The following is a 15,785-nucleotide window of genomic DNA, read 5'->3' on the forward strand; positions in this document are numbered from 1 at the left end:
GAGAGACGCATGCGACCCCTGCACTTCGCCGCCTTCGTGATGAACACCACCGGCCACATCATTCAGGGCACCTGGCGCCGGCCGAGCGCCCGCCAGGCCGACTTCAACAGCCTCGACCTGTGGGTCGACCTCGCCAGGACGCTGGAGCGCGGCACGTTCGACGCGATCTTCTTCGCCGACGTGGTCGGGCTGTACGCGCCGTACCGTGGCGACGAACGCAAATACGTCGAGGCCGGTCTGCAGGTGCCGAGCAACGACCCGTCGGTGCTCGCGAGCGCCATCGCCTACGCGACGGAGCACCTCGGGATCGCCTTCACCGCGTCGATCCTGCAGGAGCACCCGTTCAACTTCGCCCGCCGCATCTCCACGCTCGACCACGCCAGCAAGGGCCGCGTCGCCTGGAACATCGTCACGAACTACCTGCCCAACGCGTCACGCAACTTCGGCCTGGAGGGGCTGACGAAGCACGACGAGCGCTACGCGTGGGCCGACGAGTACGTCGACGTCACGTACAAGCTGTGGGAAGGCTCGTGGGAGGACGACGCGCTCGTCCAGGACCGTGCGACCGGCATCCACGCCGACTACGACAAGATCCACCGGATCGACCACGAGGGCCCCCGGTACAAGGTGGAAGGCCCGCACCTGGTGAGCCCGTCGCCGCAGCGCACGCCGCTGCTCTTCCAGGCCGGCGCGTCGGAGGCGGGCCGCACGTTCGCCGCGAAGAACGCCGAGGCGGTGTTCATCGTCGCGCCGAGCGTCGAGGCCGCCGCCCGCGACACCGCCGACATCCGCGCCCGCGCGGTCCAGCACGGCCGCTCGCCGCACGACCTCAAGTTCTTCCAGGGCCTGCACTTCGTCGTCGGCTCCACCGAGGAGGAGGCGAAGCGCCGCAGCGACGAGCTCGACCAGTGGATCGACTACGACGCGCAGCTGTCGCACATGTCGGGCGCGATCGGCATCGACCTCGGTCACGAGGCCCTCAAGGACCTCGACCGGCCCGTCGGCGAGCTGAAGACCGAGGGCGTCCGGTCGATCCTGAGCTGGATCAACGACCTGGTCACCGACCGCCCGCCGACGCTGCGCGACGTCGCGCACTACACCTCCCACAACGGCCGCGTCACCGGCACCCCGGAGCAGATCGCCGACCAGCTGGAGCGCTGGCGGGCCGCGGGCGTCGACGGGATCAACGTCGTCAACGCCGAGATCCCCGGCAGCTATGAGGAATTCGTCGACCACGTCATCCCGGTGCTGCGCGACCGCGGCCTGGCCCGGCGCGAGTACCGCGAGGGCACGCTGCGCCAGAAGCTCTTCGGCCACGGCGACCGACTGCCCGTGACGCACCCGGCGGCGCGGTACCGGCGGGCACGAGTGGGAGCAGCGTCGTGAAGCGCCTTATCCTCAACCTGTTCGAGATGAACTGCGTCAGCCACATCACCCACGGGCTGTGGCGGCTGCCGGACAACAACCGGGAGCGGTTCAACGACATCGAGTACTGGACCGAGCTCGCCGTGCTGCTCGAGGAGGGCGGCTTCGACGCGGTCTTCCTCGCCGACGTCGTCGGCACCTACGACACGTTCCGCGGCTCCGCGGCCACCGCCATCCGGCAGGGCCTGCAGATCCCCAACAACGACCCGGCGTCGGTGGTGCCGGCGATGGCGGCCGTCACCAAGCACCTCGGGTTCGGCATCACGTTCTCCACCACCTACGAGCCGCCGTTCGCGTGGGCGCGCCGGGCCAGCACCCTCGACCACCTCACCAAGGGCCGGGTCGGCTGGAACATCGTCACGTCCTACCTGCCCAACGCGGCCCGCAACTTCGGCCACGACGACGAGGTCGAGCACGACAACCGGTTCGAGCGGGCCGACGAGTACCTCGACGTGCTGTACAAGCTGTGGGAAGGCTCCTGGGACGACGACGCGATCGTCGCCGACCGGGAGGGTAACGTGTTCGCCGACCCGGCGAAGATCCGCCCGATCCACCACGACGGCGAGTACTTCAAGGTCGAGGGGCCGCACCTGCCGTCGCCGAGCCGGCAGCGCACCCCGGTGCTGTTCACGGCCACCGCCAGCGCGGCCGGCACGAGGTTCGCCGGCAAGCACGCCGAGGTCGTCTTCACCGGCGGCCCCGGCACGGAGGCGCTGCGCAAGACGATCGCGGGCATCCGCGAGGCGGCCGTCGCCGCCGGCCGGCGCGCCGACGACGTGCGGTTCATCACCATCGCCGGCGTCGTCGTGGCGCCGACGGAGGACGAGGCGAAGGCGAAGTTCGCCCGCTACCAGGAGCTCGCCAGCGCCGACGGCTACCTCGCCCACGCGGGCCTGCCGTGGGACCCGACCGCGTACCCGCCGGACACGAAGGTCGGCGACGTCGCCACCGGCGAGGGCCGGGTCAGCCGGTTCCGGGTCATCGACCCGGAGCAGACCGTCGGCGAGCTGCTCGAAGGCTTCGGCGACCTGGGCCGCCAGCCGCTGCTCGCCGTCGGCAGCCCCGAGCAGGTCGCCGACGAGATCGAACGCTGGCTCGACGAGGTCGGCATCGACGGCATCAACCTGCTGCAGTACCACTCCCACGAGACCACCCGGGACTTCATCGAGCACGTCGTGCCCGTCCTGCGCGAGCGAGGGCGCCTGCGCAGCACGTACGACGAGCGCGAGACCCTCCGCGACCGCATCTTCGGCGAGGGCGACCGGCTGCCCGAGCGGCACCACGGCGCCCGGTACCGCGGCGGCGCACACCTCCCCGTGAACGGCATCACCGATCCGAAGGAAACCCCGTGACAAGAACACGCGCCACCCTGATCGCCGCCGCCGTGCTCGCGACCGCGTCGCTGAGCGCGTGCGGCAGCGACCCCGCCGCGGCCGGTGGCGACCCGAAGACCGGCGGCACCATCGTCTACGGGCACGTCCAGGAGCCGCCGTGCATCTTCGGCGGCTGGATCCAGCAGGCGTACATCTCCCGTCAGGTCCTCGACGGCCTCGTCACGCTCGCCGAGGACGGCAGCGTCCAGCCGTGGCTGGCGACGAAGTGGGCGGCGTCCGCGGACGGCCTCACGTACACCTTCACCCTCAAGGACGGCGTGAAGTTCACCGACGGCACGCCGGTCGACGCCGAGGCGGTCGCCTGGAACTTCGACCTGTGGGAGAACAAGGGCGGCAACAGCACCGCCAAGGTCTCCATCGACCCGTACTACAAGTCGGCGAAGGCCGTCGACGCCAGGACCGTCGAGATCTCGCTGAACTCGCCGTACCCGCCGTTCCTGAACCTCATCACGCAGGGCTACTTCGGCATCCAGTCGCCGACGGCGTACAAGAGCCGCACGGAGAAGGAGAACTGCGAGAAGCCGATCGGCTCCGGCGGCTTCACCGTCAAGGAGTGGAAGCACGGCGAGGAGGTCGTGCTCGCCAAGAACCCGGCCTACACGTCCTGGCCGGCCACCGCGAAGCACGAGGGCCCGGCGATCGTCGACGAGGTGCGCTGGAAGTTCATCGCCGACGGCGTCTCCCGGTACGCGTCGCTGAGCACCGGTGAGTCCCACGTGGTGTACGAGGTGCCGACGGTCAACTGGAAGGACGCGACCGCGCGGTACCAGACGATCCGCTACATCACGCCCGGCAAGCCCGTCTCGTTCTACATCAACACGAAGACCGGCCCGTTCACCGACGCCGCGGTGCGCAAGGCGTTCGCCTACGGCGCGGACCGGAAGGCCGCCGTCGAAGCCGGATTCCACGGCGTCATCCCGTACGAGGGCAACCCTGCGGTCAGCCAGTCCACGCCCGGCTACAACGCCGAGGCCGCCAAGGCCTACGCCTACGACCCGGCCAAGGCCAACCAGCTGCTCGACGAGGCCGGCTGGACGGGCCGCAACGCCGAGAAGGTCCGCACCAAGGACGGCCAGCCGCTCACCATCAAGCTCGTCTACGGCTCCGGGTTCATCTTCACCCAGGAGGGCGCGACCGTCCTGCAGGTGCTGCAGGAGCAGTGGAAGCAGGTCGGCTTCGACGTGAAGCTGATCCCCGCGACCCAGGCCGAGCTGTGGGGCGGCAAGTACTCCGACCCGAGCACGTTCGACGCCACCCCGTCCTACTGGACCAGCCCGAGCGCCGCGATCCTGTGGATCGTGTGGCGGCCCTCGACCGCGGAGAAGCCGAACGGCAGCAACCGGTCCTTCTACAACAACGAGACGCTGTCCACGACGATCCAGCAGGCCAACGCCGAGGCCGACGCCGCGAAGGCCAACGCCCTGTACGGCAAGGCGCAGCAGATCATCCAGGACGACGCGGCCGGGATCGGCCTGTACACGCAGAACTCCACCTACGCCGTCGCCCAGAACCTGAAGAACGTGTGGCTCGAGAAGAGCCAGGGCGAGCCGGTCTTCTCCGACGCGTACTTCGTCGGATGAGCGCCGCGATCCGGGTGGTCTTCAAGACCGTGGCGTCCCTGGCGGTGATCGTGGCCGCCGCGTCGGTCACGTTCTTCGCCCAGCTGGCCGTCCCCGGCGACCGGGCCAACACGCTGATGAACCTGCAGACCGGGCAGGACAAGCAGTGGAGCGCCGCGGAGCTCGCGCCGCTCAACGAGCGGTTCGGGTTCGACGACCCGGTCGTCGTGCAGTACCTGGACTACCTGAACGGGCTGCTGCACGGTGACCTGGGCACGTCGTACACCCAGAAACGGCCGGTGCTGGAGATCATCGGCGGGCAGCTGCTGCCGAGCCTGACCCTCACCGGCGCGGCGCTGCTCGTCGCCTGGGCCCTCGCCCTCGGCATCACCCTGCTGACCGTGAAACGAGGCCGGTTCCTGACCGGCCTCGGCACCACCTGGGAGGCGCTGACGGCGAGCCTGCCGCACTACTGGGTCGGGGTCGTGCTCCTCGTCGTCTTCGCCGTCCAGCTGCGGGCGTTCCCGATCATCGGGGGCACCAGCGCCTGGGGGAGCGTCCTGCCGGTGCTCACGCTCGCGATCCCGCTCGCCGGCTTCCTCGGCCAGGTGACCCGCGACGAGTTCGAGCAGGTGCTGCGGCAGCCGTTCGTGACCACCGCCCGCACCCGCGGGATGTCGGACCTGGGCGTGCGGCTGCGGCACGTGCTGCGGCACGCGATCCTCCCGGCGGTCACCCTGTCCGGCTGGGCGCTCGGCGCGCTCGTCTCCGGCGCCGTCATCGCCGAGAACATCTTCGGCCGGCCCGGGATCGGGCAGGTGCTCGTCACCGCCGTCAACACCCGCGACCTGCCGACGGTGTCGGGGATCGTCCTGGTCGTCGCCGCCATCTACGTCATCGCGAACCTGCTGGTCGACCTCGCGTACGCGCTGATCGACCCGCGGCTGCGGACGGCGGGCGCGCGATGACCACGATCCCGCTCACCGCGCGCCGCCCCGTGAGCCTGCCGCGGCCCGGCACGGTGCTGTCGCTGCTCGTCGTCGGGTTCGTGGTCGTCGCCGCGATCGCGCCGTGGCTGCTCACCGGCGACAGCCCGACCGCGATCGACCTGACCGGGACCCTGCAGGCGCCGTCCGTGCAGCACCCGTTCGGTACCGACGACGCCGGCCGCGACCTGCTCACCCGCGTCATCTACGGGGCGCGCGAGTCGCTCGGCCTCGGCCTGGGCGCGACCGCCCTGGCGTTCGCCTTCGCGATCGGCCTGGGCTTCACGGCGGCGCTGGCCGGCGGGGTCGTCGACGCGGCCATCACCCGCGTCCTCGAGGTCGCGTTCGCGTTCCCGTCGCTGCTGCTGGCGCTGCTGGTCATCGCCGTCCGCGGCCCGTCGCTCGCCACGTCGATCGTCGCGGTCGGGATCGGCTCCGCGCCCGGGTACGCCCGGATGATCCGCGGCCAGGTCCTCGCCGTGCGGCAGGCCGGGTTCATCGAGGCGGCCACCGCGCTCGGGCACGGCAGGCTCACCGTCATCCGGCGGCACCTGTTCCCCAACGCCATGCGCCCGCTCGTCGCGGTCGCCACCCTCGGCGTCGGCCAGTCGATCGTGTGGGCGTCGGCGCTGTCGTTCCTCGGCCTCGGCGTCGCCCCGCCCAGCTCCGAGTGGGGCGCGCTGCTGGACGCCGGCCGCCTGCACATCACCACCTCGTGGTGGCTGGAGATCCTGCCGGGCGTCGTGATCGTGCTGGTGGCGCTGTCCGTGACCTCGCTCGGCCGCACCCTGCAGCACCGACTCGGAGGAGCCGCCCGATGACCACAGTGGACGCACGACCGTTGGTGAAACAGGCGACGCTGCTGCGGGTCGAGAACCTGCGGGTGGCGTTCGGCGGCGACGAGGTCGTCAAGGGGATCTCGTTCACCGCCCGGCCCGGGCAGTGCCTCGCGATCGTCGGCGAGTCAGGATCCGGCAAGAGCGTCACCGCCCGCACCCTCGTCGGGCTCACCGGCGCCGGCTCCCGCGTCACCGCGGACCGGATCGACCTGGCCGGCACCGACCTGCTGCACACCTCCGAACGGGCGTGGCGGGCCGTCCGCGGCCGCCGGGTCGGCTTCGTGCTGCAGGACGCGCTCGTCTCCCTCGACCAGCTGCGCCGGGTCGGCGACGAGGTGTCCGAGCCGCTGCGGATCCACGGGTGGGGCGGCCGCGCCGAACGGGCCGACAAGGCCGTCGAGCTCCTCGGGTCCGTCGGGGTGCCGGAGCCGGCGGTGCGGGCGCGGCAAAGGCCGTACGAGCTGTCCGGCGGCCTGCGGCAGCGGGCCCTGATCGCCTCGGCGATCGCCCTGGACCCGCCGCTGCTCATCGCCGACGAGCCGACGACCGCGCTCGACGTCACCGTCCAGGCCCAGGTGCTCGACCTGCTCGCCGCGTCGAAGGCCCGCGGCACGTCGATCATCCTGATCAGCCACGACCTGTCCGTCGTGGCGCGGCTCGCGGACGAGGTCGCCGTGATGCGCGACGGCGAGATCGTCGAGCACGGCCCGGCGGCGCAGGTGCTGCACGAGCCGCGGCACGACTACACGCGGATGCTGCTCGCCGCGATCCCGTCCGAGCACACCCGCGGCACCAGGCTGAGCGGCCCGTCCACAGTGGACCGGAAGCCGAGGACGATCGACCGCGGCCGGCCCGTGCTGGAGGCGCGGCACCTCACGAAGGTGTTCCGCGGCCCCGACAAGGTGGACCGGACCGTCGTCGACGACGTGTCGTTCGAGCTGTTCGGCGGCGAGACCCTCGGCATCGTCGGCGAGTCCGGCTCCGGCAAGACCACCACCGCCCGGATCGCCCTCGCCCTCCTGGCGGCGACGTCGGGTGAGGTACTGCTGCGCGGCGAACCCTGGTCGGCGCTGACCACCGAGCGCCGCCGGCCGCTGCGCAGACAGGTCGGCGTCGTCTACCAGGACCCGCACAGCTCCTTCGACCCGCGCTGGTCCGTCGGCCGCATCCTGACCGACGCGCTCGGCACCGGCGACCGGCCGCCCGGTTCGAAGGCCGAGGCCCGGGAGCGGGCCGTGCGGCTCCTCGAACAGGTCGGCCTCGGCGCCGTCCACCTCGACGCGGCGCCGCTGCGGCTGTCGGGCGGGCAGCGGCAGCGGGTCGCGATCGCCCGCGCGCTCGCGCCCGAGCCGAAGGTCGTCGTGTGCGACGAGCCCGTCTCCGCGCTCGACGTGTCGATCCAGGCGCAGGTGCTCGACCTGCTCACCGACCTGCAGCACGAGCTCGGGGTCAGCTACCTGTTCATCTCCCACGACCTCGGCGTCATCCACCACGTCAGCGACCGGATCCTGGTCATGAAGGACGGCCGGATCGTCGAGCACGGCACCGCCGCCGACATCTTCGAGCGGCCGCGGCACCCGTACACGCGACAACTGCTGACCGCGCTGCCCCGGCTGGGGGCGTCATGACGTTCACCGAGCGCTTCGCGCCCGTCTTCGCGCGCATCGCCGAGGGCGCCGTCGAGCGGGAGGCCGACCGCCGGCTGCCGGCCGAGGAGGTCGAGTGGCTGCGGGAGGCCGGGTTCACGAAACTGCGGATCCCCGTCGAGCACGGGGGGCTCGGCGCCACCCTGCCCGAGTTCACCGAGCAGCTCATCGAGCTCGGCCGGGCCGACTCGAACCTGCCGCAGCTGCTGCGCGGGCACATCGGCTTCGTCGAGAGCCGCCTCGCCCACCCCGCCGCGGACGTCCGCGACCGGTGGCTGCGGCGGATCGCGGCCGGCGTCATCGTCGGCAACGCGCAGAGCGAGCGCACCAGCACCTCCTGGTTCGCCCCCGAGAGCACGCTGCGCCCCGCCGGTGACGGCTTCCGGCTCGACGGCCGCAAGTTCTACTCCACCGGCAGCCTCTTCGCCGACTGGATCCAGACCACCGCCGCCGGGAAGGACGGGACGGTGAACGTCCTCGTCCCCGCGTCCGCGCCGGGCGTGACCCGGATCGACGACTGGGACGGCTTCGGGCAGCGGCTCACCGGCAGCGGCACCACGATCTTCGAGGACGTGCCGGTCGCCGCCGAGGACGCCGAGCCCTTCGAGGAGACCCGCTCCACCCTGATGGCGGTGTTTCAGCTGGTACACCTGGCGAGCCTGGCCGGCATCGCCAGAGCCGCGGTCGCCGACACCGTCGCCTACGTGACCGGCCGCACCCGCAACCTGCACAACCCCGCGCACCCGTCGCCGGCCACCGACCCGCAGGTGCAGCAGGTCGTCGGCCGCATCGCCGGTGCCTCGACCGTCGTGTCCGCCGCGGTGCTGGCGGCGGCCGCGGCCATCGAGGACGGCCCGTCCGACGCCGCCGACATCGCCGTCTTCGGTGCGCAGGGCGTGGTCGCGCGGCTCGTCCTCGACCTGACCACCGAGCTGTTCGAGGTCGGCGGCGCGTCCGCGGTCACCGAACGGTTCCGGCTCGACCGGCACTGGCGCAACGCCCGCACCCTCGCCTCCCACAATCCGGTGATCTACCGCGACCGGATCGTCGGGCAGTACCACCTGGACGGGACCAGCCCCAGCGCGGCCTACGCGAAGCTGCGGGAGGGCGCATGACCCGGGCGCTCACCACCGTCCCCGTGCTCACCGCCGGCGCGGCGGTCGAGGTCGCCGCCGGGCTCGCGCGGCGCTTCGCCGAGGGCGCCGCCGATCGGGACGCCCGCCGGGTGCTGCCGGTCGCCGAGCTGGACGAGCTCAGCGCGTCCGGGCTCCTCGCCATCACCGTGCCCGTCCGGTACGGCGGCGCCGGCCTGCCCGTGGCGGTTGTCGCCGAGGTGGTCCGGCTGCTGGCAACCGGCGACCCGAACATCGCGCAGATCCCGCACAGCCACTACGCGTACATCGGCCAGCTGCGCCGCAACGGCACCGACGCCCAGCAGCGGGAGCTGTTCGGGGAGGTGCTCGCCGGGCGCCGCTTCGGCAACGCCCAGTCCGAGGCCGGCACGAAACACGTCCGGGACATCCGGACCACGCTGACCGCTGTTGGCGACGGTCACTGGCGCCTCGACGGCCGCAAGTTCTACGCCACCGGGGCGCTGCTCGCGCACCGCATCCCCGTGCTCGCCCACCTCGGGCCCGACGGGCCGCTGCACGTCGCGTGGGTCGACCGGCACGCGGACGGCGTGGAGGTCGTCGACGACTGGAACGGACTCGGCCAGCGCACCACCGCCAGCGGCTCCGTCGTGCTGCGCGGCGTCGACGTCCCCGACTCGCTGATCACGCCGTACGCGGTGACGTTCGACGGGCCGCAGACCTACGGCGCGTTCGCGCAGGTGCTGCACGCCGCCATCGACGCCGGCATCGCCCGGGCCGCGCTCACGGAGGCCGCCGCGTTCGTGCGGGAGCGCAGCCGCCCGTACCCCGACGCGGGAGTCGACCGAGCGGCGGACGACCCGCTCGTCGTGCACGCGTTCGGCGAGCTGGAGCTGGCCGTCCGGGCGGGGGAGGCGCTGCTCGCCGAGGCGGCCGGGGCGATCGACCGGGCCGACGCCGTGCTCACGGCGGACGCTGCCCGTACGGGTGCGGCGCTCACAGTGGACGCCGCCCGTACCGGTGCGGCGCTCACAGTGGACGCCGCCCGTACCGGTGCGGCGCTCACAGTGGACGCCGCCCGTACCGACGCTGTCGCCCTCGCCGGTGCGGCCTCGCTCGCCGTCGCCGCCGCGCGCGCCGCGACCAGCCGCGCCGCGGTCGACGCCGGCAGCCGCCTCTTCGAGGTCGCCGGCACCCGGTCCGCGGCCGCGGGTCTCGGCCTCGACCGGCACTGGCGCAACGCCCGCACCCACACCCTCCACGACCCGACCGCATGGAAGATCCAGCACCTCGGCCGCTGGGCCGTCGACGGTACCCCACCCCCAAACCACGGACAGGCGTGATGACCGACCTCAAGTTCCACTGGTTCCTGCCCACCAACGGCGGAGACGGCCGGCAGGTCGTCGGCGGCGGACACGGCACCCCAGCCGGCGCCGCCGGCCGCCCGGCCTCCGTGCCGTACCTCGGCCAGATCGCGCGCTCCGCCGAGCAGCTCGGCTTCGAGGCGGCGCTCACCCCCACCGGGGCGTGGTGCGAGGACGCCTGGATCACCACCGCCATGCTGGCGAGCGTCTCCGAGCGGCTGAAGTTCCTCGTCGCGTTCCGCCCCGGCCTCACCTCGCCGTTCCTCGCCGCGCAGATGGCCGGCACCTTCCAGAACCTGTCCGGCGGCCGGCTGCTGCTCAACGTCGTCACCGGCGGCGAGAGCCACGAGCAGCGCATGTACGGCGACTTCCTGGACAAGGACGCCCGCTACGAGCGCTGCGGGGAGTTCCTGTCGATCGTCCGCGACCTGTGGTCCGGCAAGCCCGTCACCTTCGAGGGCAGGCACTTCCAGCTGTCCGACGCGGTGCTCGCGCAGCTCCCCGCACCGCTGCCGCAGGTGTACTTCGGCGGCTCGTCCCCGGCGGCCCTCGACGTCGCGGCCCGCCACGTCGACGTCTACCTCACCTGGGGCGAGCCACCGGCGGCCGTGGCCGCGAAGGTCGCCCGGGTCCGCGACCTCGCCGACGCGGAGGGCCGGCAGCTGGCGTACGGGCTGCGGGTGCACACCATCGCCCGCGACACCGCCGAGGAGGCGTGGGCGGAGGCCGACCGGTTGCTGGCCGGCATCTCCGAGGAGCAGATCCGCCAGGTCCAGGACGGGCTGCGCCGCAGCGAGTCCGAGGGGCAGCGGCGGATGCTCGACCTCAACGGCGGCACCAAGGACGGCCTGGAGATCCACCCGAACCTGTGGGCGGGCGTCGGGCTCGTCCGCGGCGGCGCCGGCACCGCGCTCGTCGGCAGCCACCGGCAGATCGCCGACCTCATCGAGCAGTACGCGGCGGCCGGCATCACCGAGTTCGTGCTGTCCGGCTACCCGCACCTGGAGGAGGCGTACCGCTTCGGCGAAGGCGTCCTGCCCGAGCTGGCCGCCCGCGGCCGCTGGCGGCATCCCGCGCCACCCGCCGGGGCGACCGCGTCCGTGCCGTTCGGCGGGGCGGTGACCCGGTGAGCACGCTGCGGACCAACCAGGACCTCGACCCGGCCCGCCTGCGCGAGGTGTTCGGCATCTTCCCCAGCGGCGTGGTCGCGGTCGCCGCGCTGGTCGACGGCGCGCCCGTCGGCCTCGCCGCGAGCTCCTTCACGTCCGTCTCGCTGGACCCGCCGCTGGTGTCGTTCTGCATCGCGAACACCTCGAAGACGTGGCCCGACCTGCGCCGCGCCGCCCACCTGGGGGTCACGATCCTCGCCGAGCACCACTCCGCCGTCGCCCGCCAGCTCGCCGGCGCCGTCGACCGGCGCTTCGACGGCCTGCCCGTCACCGCCACCGCCGACGGCGCCCTCATCCTCGACGACGGCCTGGCCCACTTCGACACCACGATCTACAACGAGGTCCCCGCCGGCGACCACACCATCATCCTGCTGCGGCTCAGCGCCGCCGGCCGCTCGGCCCTGCCCGACCCGTCCCCGCTCGTCTTCCACCGCAGCAGGTTCGGCCGCCTGGGCTTCTAGTCCCAACGTTCGATGTGGCGCACGACGTCGGCGAGCTGGCGGTCGCCGACGCCGTCGACCCACGCGGTGAGCTGGTCGTGCTCCGCGGCGAGCAGCCAGCCCTGCCGGATCCCCGTGCGCAGCAGCTCGGTCGTGGGGTGCTCGACCTGGCCCGGTGGGAGCCAGTCGTCGTACAGGCGGATCCAGCCGGTCCGTTCGGTGTGCAACGACATGAACGGCGACGGCTCGTCGCGGTGGGCGTACTGCATGCAGTGCCGCAGCCGGACCTGCAGCCAGTCGTTCCATCCGTCCGCGACGAACTGCGCGGCCTCGGCCTCGGCCTCGGCGGGCCGGTTCGCCCGCACCAGCGCGCAGCACCGCTCGATCCGGGTGTGCGCGATCTGCTCGCCCGCGCCGATCACCCGCGGCTCGTGATAGCCGGGCTCGAGGTCCTTCAACGCCTGCGCGTACGCCGCGAACCGGCCGGCGTCGTACAGCTGCCGGCGCGCCATGCGTGCCTCGTCCTGCACCCGCTCGAACCGCTTGACCGCCCGAGCGTTCAGCCACCCCCGCAACATCGCGCCATCTTGTCACTCCGGGACGTGCCGTGCGGGGGCGCGGCGGCCGGTGCTGATCTTCTCGACGTGGCCGCAGTAGCACTCGAGGGCGAGCAGGACGCCGGTGTCGGTGTTGCGCAGGGCGCGGATGCGGCGCTCGGACAGCAGGACGCGGGACCCATGGGTGGGGCAGTCGATGACGAACATGGTCTCAGCCTGCGCCCGGCGGCGGGAACACAACAGTGGCAGATCTGCACGCGATCGCAGATTTTCTGCCATCATGGCGGCATGCATCATCCGTTCCGCAACGTCGCCGCGTACGTCCACCACGGCACCGGCGCGTTCGGGGCCGGGATCGTGAGCGAGATCTTCGGCTACGACCGCACGTCCCGCGGGCTGCCCGGGTTCGACTTCGCGGTCTGTGCCGACGAGCCGGGGCCGGTGGCCACCGACGCCGGGCTCAAGCTGATGGTGGAGCACGGCCTGGACCGGCTCGCCCAGGCCGACCTCGTCCTCGTCACCTCGTGGGAGCACTTCGACGTCGCGCCGTCGCCGGCGGTGCTGGAAGCGTTGCGGTCGGCGTACGAGCGGGGCGCGACCATCGCGGGCCACTGCACCGGCGCGTTCGTCCTGGCGTGCGCGGGCCTGCTCGAAGGCCGGCGGGCGACGACCCACTGGCGGTGGGCCGCGGCGATGGCGGCGCGCTTCCCGGACGTGCTGCTCATGCCCGAGGTGCTGTATGTCGACGAGGGGCGCATCGTCACCGGCGCGGGCGCGGCCGCCGGCGTGGACATGTGCCTGTATCTGCTGCGCCGCGAGTACGGCTCGGCGGTCGCGAACGCCATCGCCCGGGACATGGTGCTGTCGCCGCACCGCGACGGCGGGCAGGCGCAGTACGTGGCGGCGTCCGTGCCGGCCGACTGCGACGACGAACGCCTCAGCGCGGTCCTCGGCTGGGCCCGGGAGAACCTCGACGCCCCGCTGACGGTCGAGGTCCTGGCCGCCCGGGCGCTGATGAGCCAACGCTCCTTCGCCCGCCGGTTCGCCGCCGCGACCGGCTCGACCCCGCACGCCTGGGTGCTGTCCCAGCGCCTGCACCGGGCCGAGGAACTGCTGGAGACCGCCGACCTGCCGATCGAGGAGGTCGCCCGCCGCGTCGGCTTCGGCACCGCCGCCACCCTGCGCGAGCAGTTCGTCCGCCGCCGCGGCGTGCCACCCCGCGAGTACCGCAAGGCGTTCGCCTCCTGATCTTGCCGCGCCGGGGTTTCGCCCCGTACCGTTCCGCGGCATGCTCTCCCGGTGGTTCAACCCGCTGCGCTCCGCCGGCCGTGACGTGGTCGTCGCGGTCGCGCACGGCTACGAGGCGTTCGAGGCCGAGGACTGGCCGCGCGCCGGCGACCTGCTCGCCGCGGTGGCGCCGCGGGTTCCCCGGCGAGCGGCGAAGGCGGTCTGGTTCGACGCGGCCCTGGCGTTCAAGTTCGCCCGCGACTGGCCCCGCGCGCTGGAGACCGGCAAGTCTGCCGTCACGTTTGTGAAGCGGGGCGCCGAGGAGCCCGCCTACTGGAACCTCGGCACGGCCGCCACCGTCCTGCACGATTGGGAGACCGCCCGGGACGCCTGGATCGGCTACGGGTTGGCGCCGTTCGCCGGTACCGGCGAGATCGACGCCGACCTGGGACCCGCCTGCATCCGCCTCACCGGCGTGGAGGAGGTCGTCTGGGCGGTCCGCCTGTGCCCGACCCGGGCCCGCGTCATCAACGTCCCCTTCGACCCGTCCCGCCGCTTCGGCGAGGTCGTCGTCCACGACGGCGCCCCCAGCGGCTCCCGGACGTTCGGGGAGATGACGGTGCCGGTGTTCGACGAGGTCGCCCTCTTCGCAGCGTCCCCCACGGCGACCCTGTCCGTGCTCGTCACGGCCGGCGCGGACGACCTCTCGTCCCTGGCGGCCTCCTTCGCCGGCCGGAAGTTCGGCTTCGAGATCCTGGCCAGCCGCGTCGACCTGTGCGCCTGCTGCAGCCGCTCCTCCATCGTCCAGGAGCCCCGCGACTTCGCCGGCGAGCAGCAGCTCTTCCTCGCCGCCCCCGAACCCGACGCCCAGACCCTCCTGACCGCCTGGGCCGCCGACCACCCCACCACCCGCACCTGGACCAACCTGCACCCCGCCTGACCTCACCCACCCCGCCGCACCCGGGCGCTGACGACGAGCACCCACACCGCGTACGTCACGAACAGCAGCCGGGGCGGCCACCCCTCCGGCGGGATCACGGCCGACAGACCCCAGTGCCCCACCAGCCCGGCGAGCGGACGGGACGGACCTTCGTGCCGTGCTGCCAATCCTTGCCGCCTGGCTGCCCGCCACGCCACCGCACGCGGCGCGGGAATGACCGTCATCCGGCGCGGAGCAGGGCCTCGGCGATGAAGAGGTCCTGCAGGGCGATGCCGGAGGAGTCGAAGACGGTGATGTCGTCGGGTGTGCGGCGGCCGGGGGTGCGGCCCGCGAGGACGTCGCCGATGGCGGTCACGGTGAGGGTGCCCTCGGCGACGAGGGCGGCGACGTGCTGCAGCTCGCCGATGCGGACGGACTGGGACGGCAGGTCGCAGAAGAGGCGGGCGGCGGTCAGCAGGGCCGGTGGGAGCTCCTGCTTGCCGGCGGCGTCGGAGCCCATGCTGGCCACGTGGGTGCCGGGCCGCACCCAGGCGGCGTCGAAGAGGGGCGCGGTGGCGGTGGTGGCGGTGACGATGATGTCCGCGGCGGCGCAGGCCTCCTCGGCGGGGGCGAGCGTGCCGGTGAGACCGCGGGCGGCGAGCCGGGACAGGAACTCCGCGCCGCCGGCCGCGCTGCGGGCGACCACGAGGATCGTCGAGATGGGCCGCACCCGGGCGAGGGCCAGACACTCGTAGAGCGCCTGGTGTCCCGTTCCGAAGATGGCGAGTGTACGGGCATCGTCCCGCGCCAGCACGGAGGCGGCGACCGCGTCCGCGGCGGCGGTGCGGTAGGCGTTCACGACGCCCGCCTCGACGACCGCCTCGACGCGGCCGACGGACTGGTCGAGGAGCAGCACGACGGAGTTGTGCCTGGGCTGCCCCATGGCGGCGTTGCCGGGCCAGTAGCTGCCGACCTTGACGCCCGCCAGCGAGGCCGACGCGCCGGGCTTGACCGTGAACCGGTTCGCCGGGTCGGAGCCGTGGCAGGCGACGGCGGGGAAGACCGACGACTGCGGCTCGGCGGCGGCGATCAGGGCCGAGCGCACGGCGGTGAACGCCAGCTCCTCGTTGACGAGCGCGGCCGACTCGGCCTCGGGCAGGAACCGCATC

15 protein-coding genes are annotated in these 15,785 nt (G+C 73.0%); 12 read left to right on the plus strand and 3 right to left on the minus strand.

The window, feature by feature from the left end; genetic code table 11:
• The first annotated feature begins 9 nt into the window (after positions 1 to 9).
• From AB0J72_RS36820 to AB0J72_RS36865, 10 genes are read left to right on the plus strand one after another with little or no spacing between them, the layout of a single operon-like run.
• Positions 10 to 1,386, plus strand: coding sequence for an LLM class flavin-dependent oxidoreductase (locus AB0J72_RS36820; RefSeq protein WP_363407255.1), 1,377 nt, complete (start codon positions 10 to 12; stop codon positions 1,384 to 1,386).
• The gene (locus tag AB0J72_RS36825; RefSeq protein WP_363407258.1) at positions 1,383 to 2,777 is read left to right on the plus strand and encodes an LLM class flavin-dependent oxidoreductase; all 1,395 of its coding nucleotides are present in this window, start codon (positions 1,383 to 1,385) and stop codon (positions 2,775 to 2,777) included. The genes AB0J72_RS36820 and AB0J72_RS36825 overlap by 4 nt, the downstream gene beginning before the upstream one ends.
• The gene (locus AB0J72_RS36830) at positions 2,774 to 4,399 is read left to right on the plus strand and encodes an ABC transporter substrate-binding protein (RefSeq protein ID WP_363407261.1); all 1,626 of its coding nucleotides are present in this window, start codon (positions 2,774 to 2,776) and stop codon (positions 4,397 to 4,399) included. Before AB0J72_RS36825 ends, AB0J72_RS36830 begins: the two co-directional genes overlap by 4 nt.
• Entirely contained in the window at positions 4,396 to 5,346 is a 951-nt protein-coding gene (locus AB0J72_RS36835) for an ABC transporter permease (RefSeq protein ID WP_363407264.1), read from the plus strand. Before AB0J72_RS36830 ends, AB0J72_RS36835 begins: the two co-directional genes overlap by 4 nt.
• Positions 5,343 to 6,185, plus strand: a complete 843-nt coding sequence (locus AB0J72_RS36840; protein WP_363407267.1) for an ABC transporter permease — start codon at positions 5,343 to 5,345, stop codon at positions 6,183 to 6,185. The genes AB0J72_RS36835 and AB0J72_RS36840 overlap by 4 nt, the downstream gene beginning before the upstream one ends.
• Complete coding sequence (locus tag AB0J72_RS36845) at positions 6,182 to 7,831, plus strand: ABC transporter ATP-binding protein (RefSeq protein WP_363407270.1); 1,650 nt, start codon at positions 6,182 to 6,184, stop codon at positions 7,829 to 7,831. Before AB0J72_RS36840 ends, AB0J72_RS36845 begins: the two co-directional genes overlap by 4 nt.
• Positions 7,828 to 8,964 carry an acyl-CoA dehydrogenase family protein gene (locus AB0J72_RS36850; RefSeq protein ID WP_363407272.1) on the plus strand — a complete coding sequence of 379 codons (1,137 nt, stop codon included), beginning with the start codon at positions 7,828 to 7,830 and terminating at the stop codon, positions 8,962 to 8,964. Before AB0J72_RS36845 ends, AB0J72_RS36850 begins: the two co-directional genes overlap by 4 nt.
• Positions 8,961 to 10,283, plus strand: a complete 1,323-nt coding sequence (locus AB0J72_RS36855) for an acyl-CoA dehydrogenase family protein (RefSeq protein WP_363407275.1) — start codon at positions 8,961 to 8,963, stop codon at positions 10,281 to 10,283. Before AB0J72_RS36850 ends, AB0J72_RS36855 begins: the two co-directional genes overlap by 4 nt.
• Positions 10,283 to 11,434: an LLM class flavin-dependent oxidoreductase gene (locus AB0J72_RS36860; protein ID WP_363407278.1), complete on the plus strand. Its 1,152-nt coding sequence runs from the start codon at positions 10,283 to 10,285 to the stop codon at positions 11,432 to 11,434. The genes AB0J72_RS36855 and AB0J72_RS36860 overlap by 1 nt, the downstream gene beginning before the upstream one ends.
• Positions 11,431 to 11,934: a flavin reductase family protein gene (locus AB0J72_RS36865; RefSeq protein ID WP_363407281.1), complete on the plus strand. Its 504-nt coding sequence runs from the start codon at positions 11,431 to 11,433 to the stop codon at positions 11,932 to 11,934. The genes AB0J72_RS36860 and AB0J72_RS36865 overlap by 4 nt, the downstream gene beginning before the upstream one ends.
• Here AB0J72_RS36865 and AB0J72_RS36870 read toward each other — a convergent pair.
• Together AB0J72_RS36870 and AB0J72_RS36875 are read right to left on the minus strand one after the other, a co-directional pair.
• Positions 11,931 to 12,491, minus strand: coding sequence for a hypothetical protein (locus AB0J72_RS36870; protein ID WP_363407284.1), 561 nt, complete (start codon positions 12,489 to 12,491; stop codon positions 11,931 to 11,933). The genes AB0J72_RS36865 and AB0J72_RS36870 overlap by 4 nt on opposite strands.
• Positions 12,492 to 12,503: 12 nt before the next feature.
• On the minus strand, positions 12,504 to 12,677 hold the full coding sequence (locus AB0J72_RS36875; RefSeq protein ID WP_344499490.1) for a hypothetical protein: 174 nt from the start codon (positions 12,675 to 12,677) through the stop codon (positions 12,504 to 12,506).
• Between the two features lie 81 nt (positions 12,678 to 12,758).
• Between AB0J72_RS36875 and AB0J72_RS36880 the strand changes: the two genes are divergently transcribed.
• Positions 12,759 to 13,718, plus strand: a complete 960-nt coding sequence (locus AB0J72_RS36880) for a helix-turn-helix domain-containing protein (protein WP_344499492.1) — start codon at positions 12,759 to 12,761, stop codon at positions 13,716 to 13,718.
• 40 nt (positions 13,719 to 13,758) lie between these two features.
• Positions 13,759 to 14,637, plus strand: a complete 879-nt coding sequence (locus AB0J72_RS36885; protein WP_363407288.1) for a hypothetical protein — start codon at positions 13,759 to 13,761, stop codon at positions 14,635 to 14,637.
• A 220-nt stretch (positions 14,638 to 14,857) separates the two neighbouring features.
• On the opposite strand, the gene AB0J72_RS36890 is transcribed toward AB0J72_RS36885, so the two are convergent.
• Positions 14,858 to 15,784 (minus strand): ornithine cyclodeaminase family protein, encoded by a 927-nt coding sequence (locus tag AB0J72_RS36890; protein ID WP_363407290.1) that lies wholly within the window; start codon positions 15,782 to 15,784, stop codon positions 14,858 to 14,860.
• Position 15,785 lies beyond the last annotated feature (1 nt).

The sequence above is a fragment of the Dactylosporangium sp. NPDC049742 genome (assembly GCF_040674675.1).
In the GTDB taxonomy this organism is placed as follows: Bacteria; Actinomycetota; Actinomycetes; order Mycobacteriales; family Micromonosporaceae; genus Dactylosporangium; species Dactylosporangium maewongense.

Bases quoted from the DNA above. Each gene is read 5' to 3' on its own strand.
- AB0J72_RS36855 (WP_363407275.1), top strand. From the start codon at position 8,961: ATGACCCGGGCGCTCACCACCGTCCCCGTGCTCACCGCCGGCGCGGCG.
- AB0J72_RS36870 (WP_363407284.1), bottom strand. From the start codon at position 12,491: ATGTTGCGGGGGTGGCTGAACGCTCGGGCGGTCAAGCGGTTCGAGCGG.
- AB0J72_RS36885 (WP_363407288.1), top strand. From the start codon at position 13,759: ATGCTCTCCCGGTGGTTCAACCCGCTGCGCTCCGCCGGCCGTGACGTG.
- AB0J72_RS36845 (WP_363407270.1), top strand. From the start codon at position 6,182: ATGACCACAGTGGACGCACGACCGTTGGTGAAACAGGCGACGCTGCTG.
- AB0J72_RS36890 (WP_363407290.1), bottom strand. From the start codon at position 15,784: ATGCGGTTCCTGCCCGAGGCCGAGTCGGCCGCGCTCGTCAACGAGGAG.
- AB0J72_RS36820 (WP_363407255.1), top strand. From the start codon at position 10: ATGCGACCCCTGCACTTCGCCGCCTTCGTGATGAACACCACCGGCCAC.
- AB0J72_RS36880 (WP_344499492.1), top strand. From the start codon at position 12,759: ATGCATCATCCGTTCCGCAACGTCGCCGCGTACGTCCACCACGGCACC.
- AB0J72_RS36850 (WP_363407272.1), top strand. From the start codon at position 7,828: ATGACGTTCACCGAGCGCTTCGCGCCCGTCTTCGCGCGCATCGCCGAG.
- AB0J72_RS36860 (WP_363407278.1), top strand. From the start codon at position 10,283: ATGACCGACCTCAAGTTCCACTGGTTCCTGCCCACCAACGGCGGAGAC.
- AB0J72_RS36840 (WP_363407267.1), top strand. From the start codon at position 5,343: ATGACCACGATCCCGCTCACCGCGCGCCGCCCCGTGAGCCTGCCGCGG.
- AB0J72_RS36835 (WP_363407264.1), top strand. From the start codon at position 4,396: ATGAGCGCCGCGATCCGGGTGGTCTTCAAGACCGTGGCGTCCCTGGCG.
- AB0J72_RS36875 (WP_344499490.1), bottom strand. From the start codon at position 12,677: ATGTTCGTCATCGACTGCCCCACCCATGGGTCCCGCGTCCTGCTGTCC.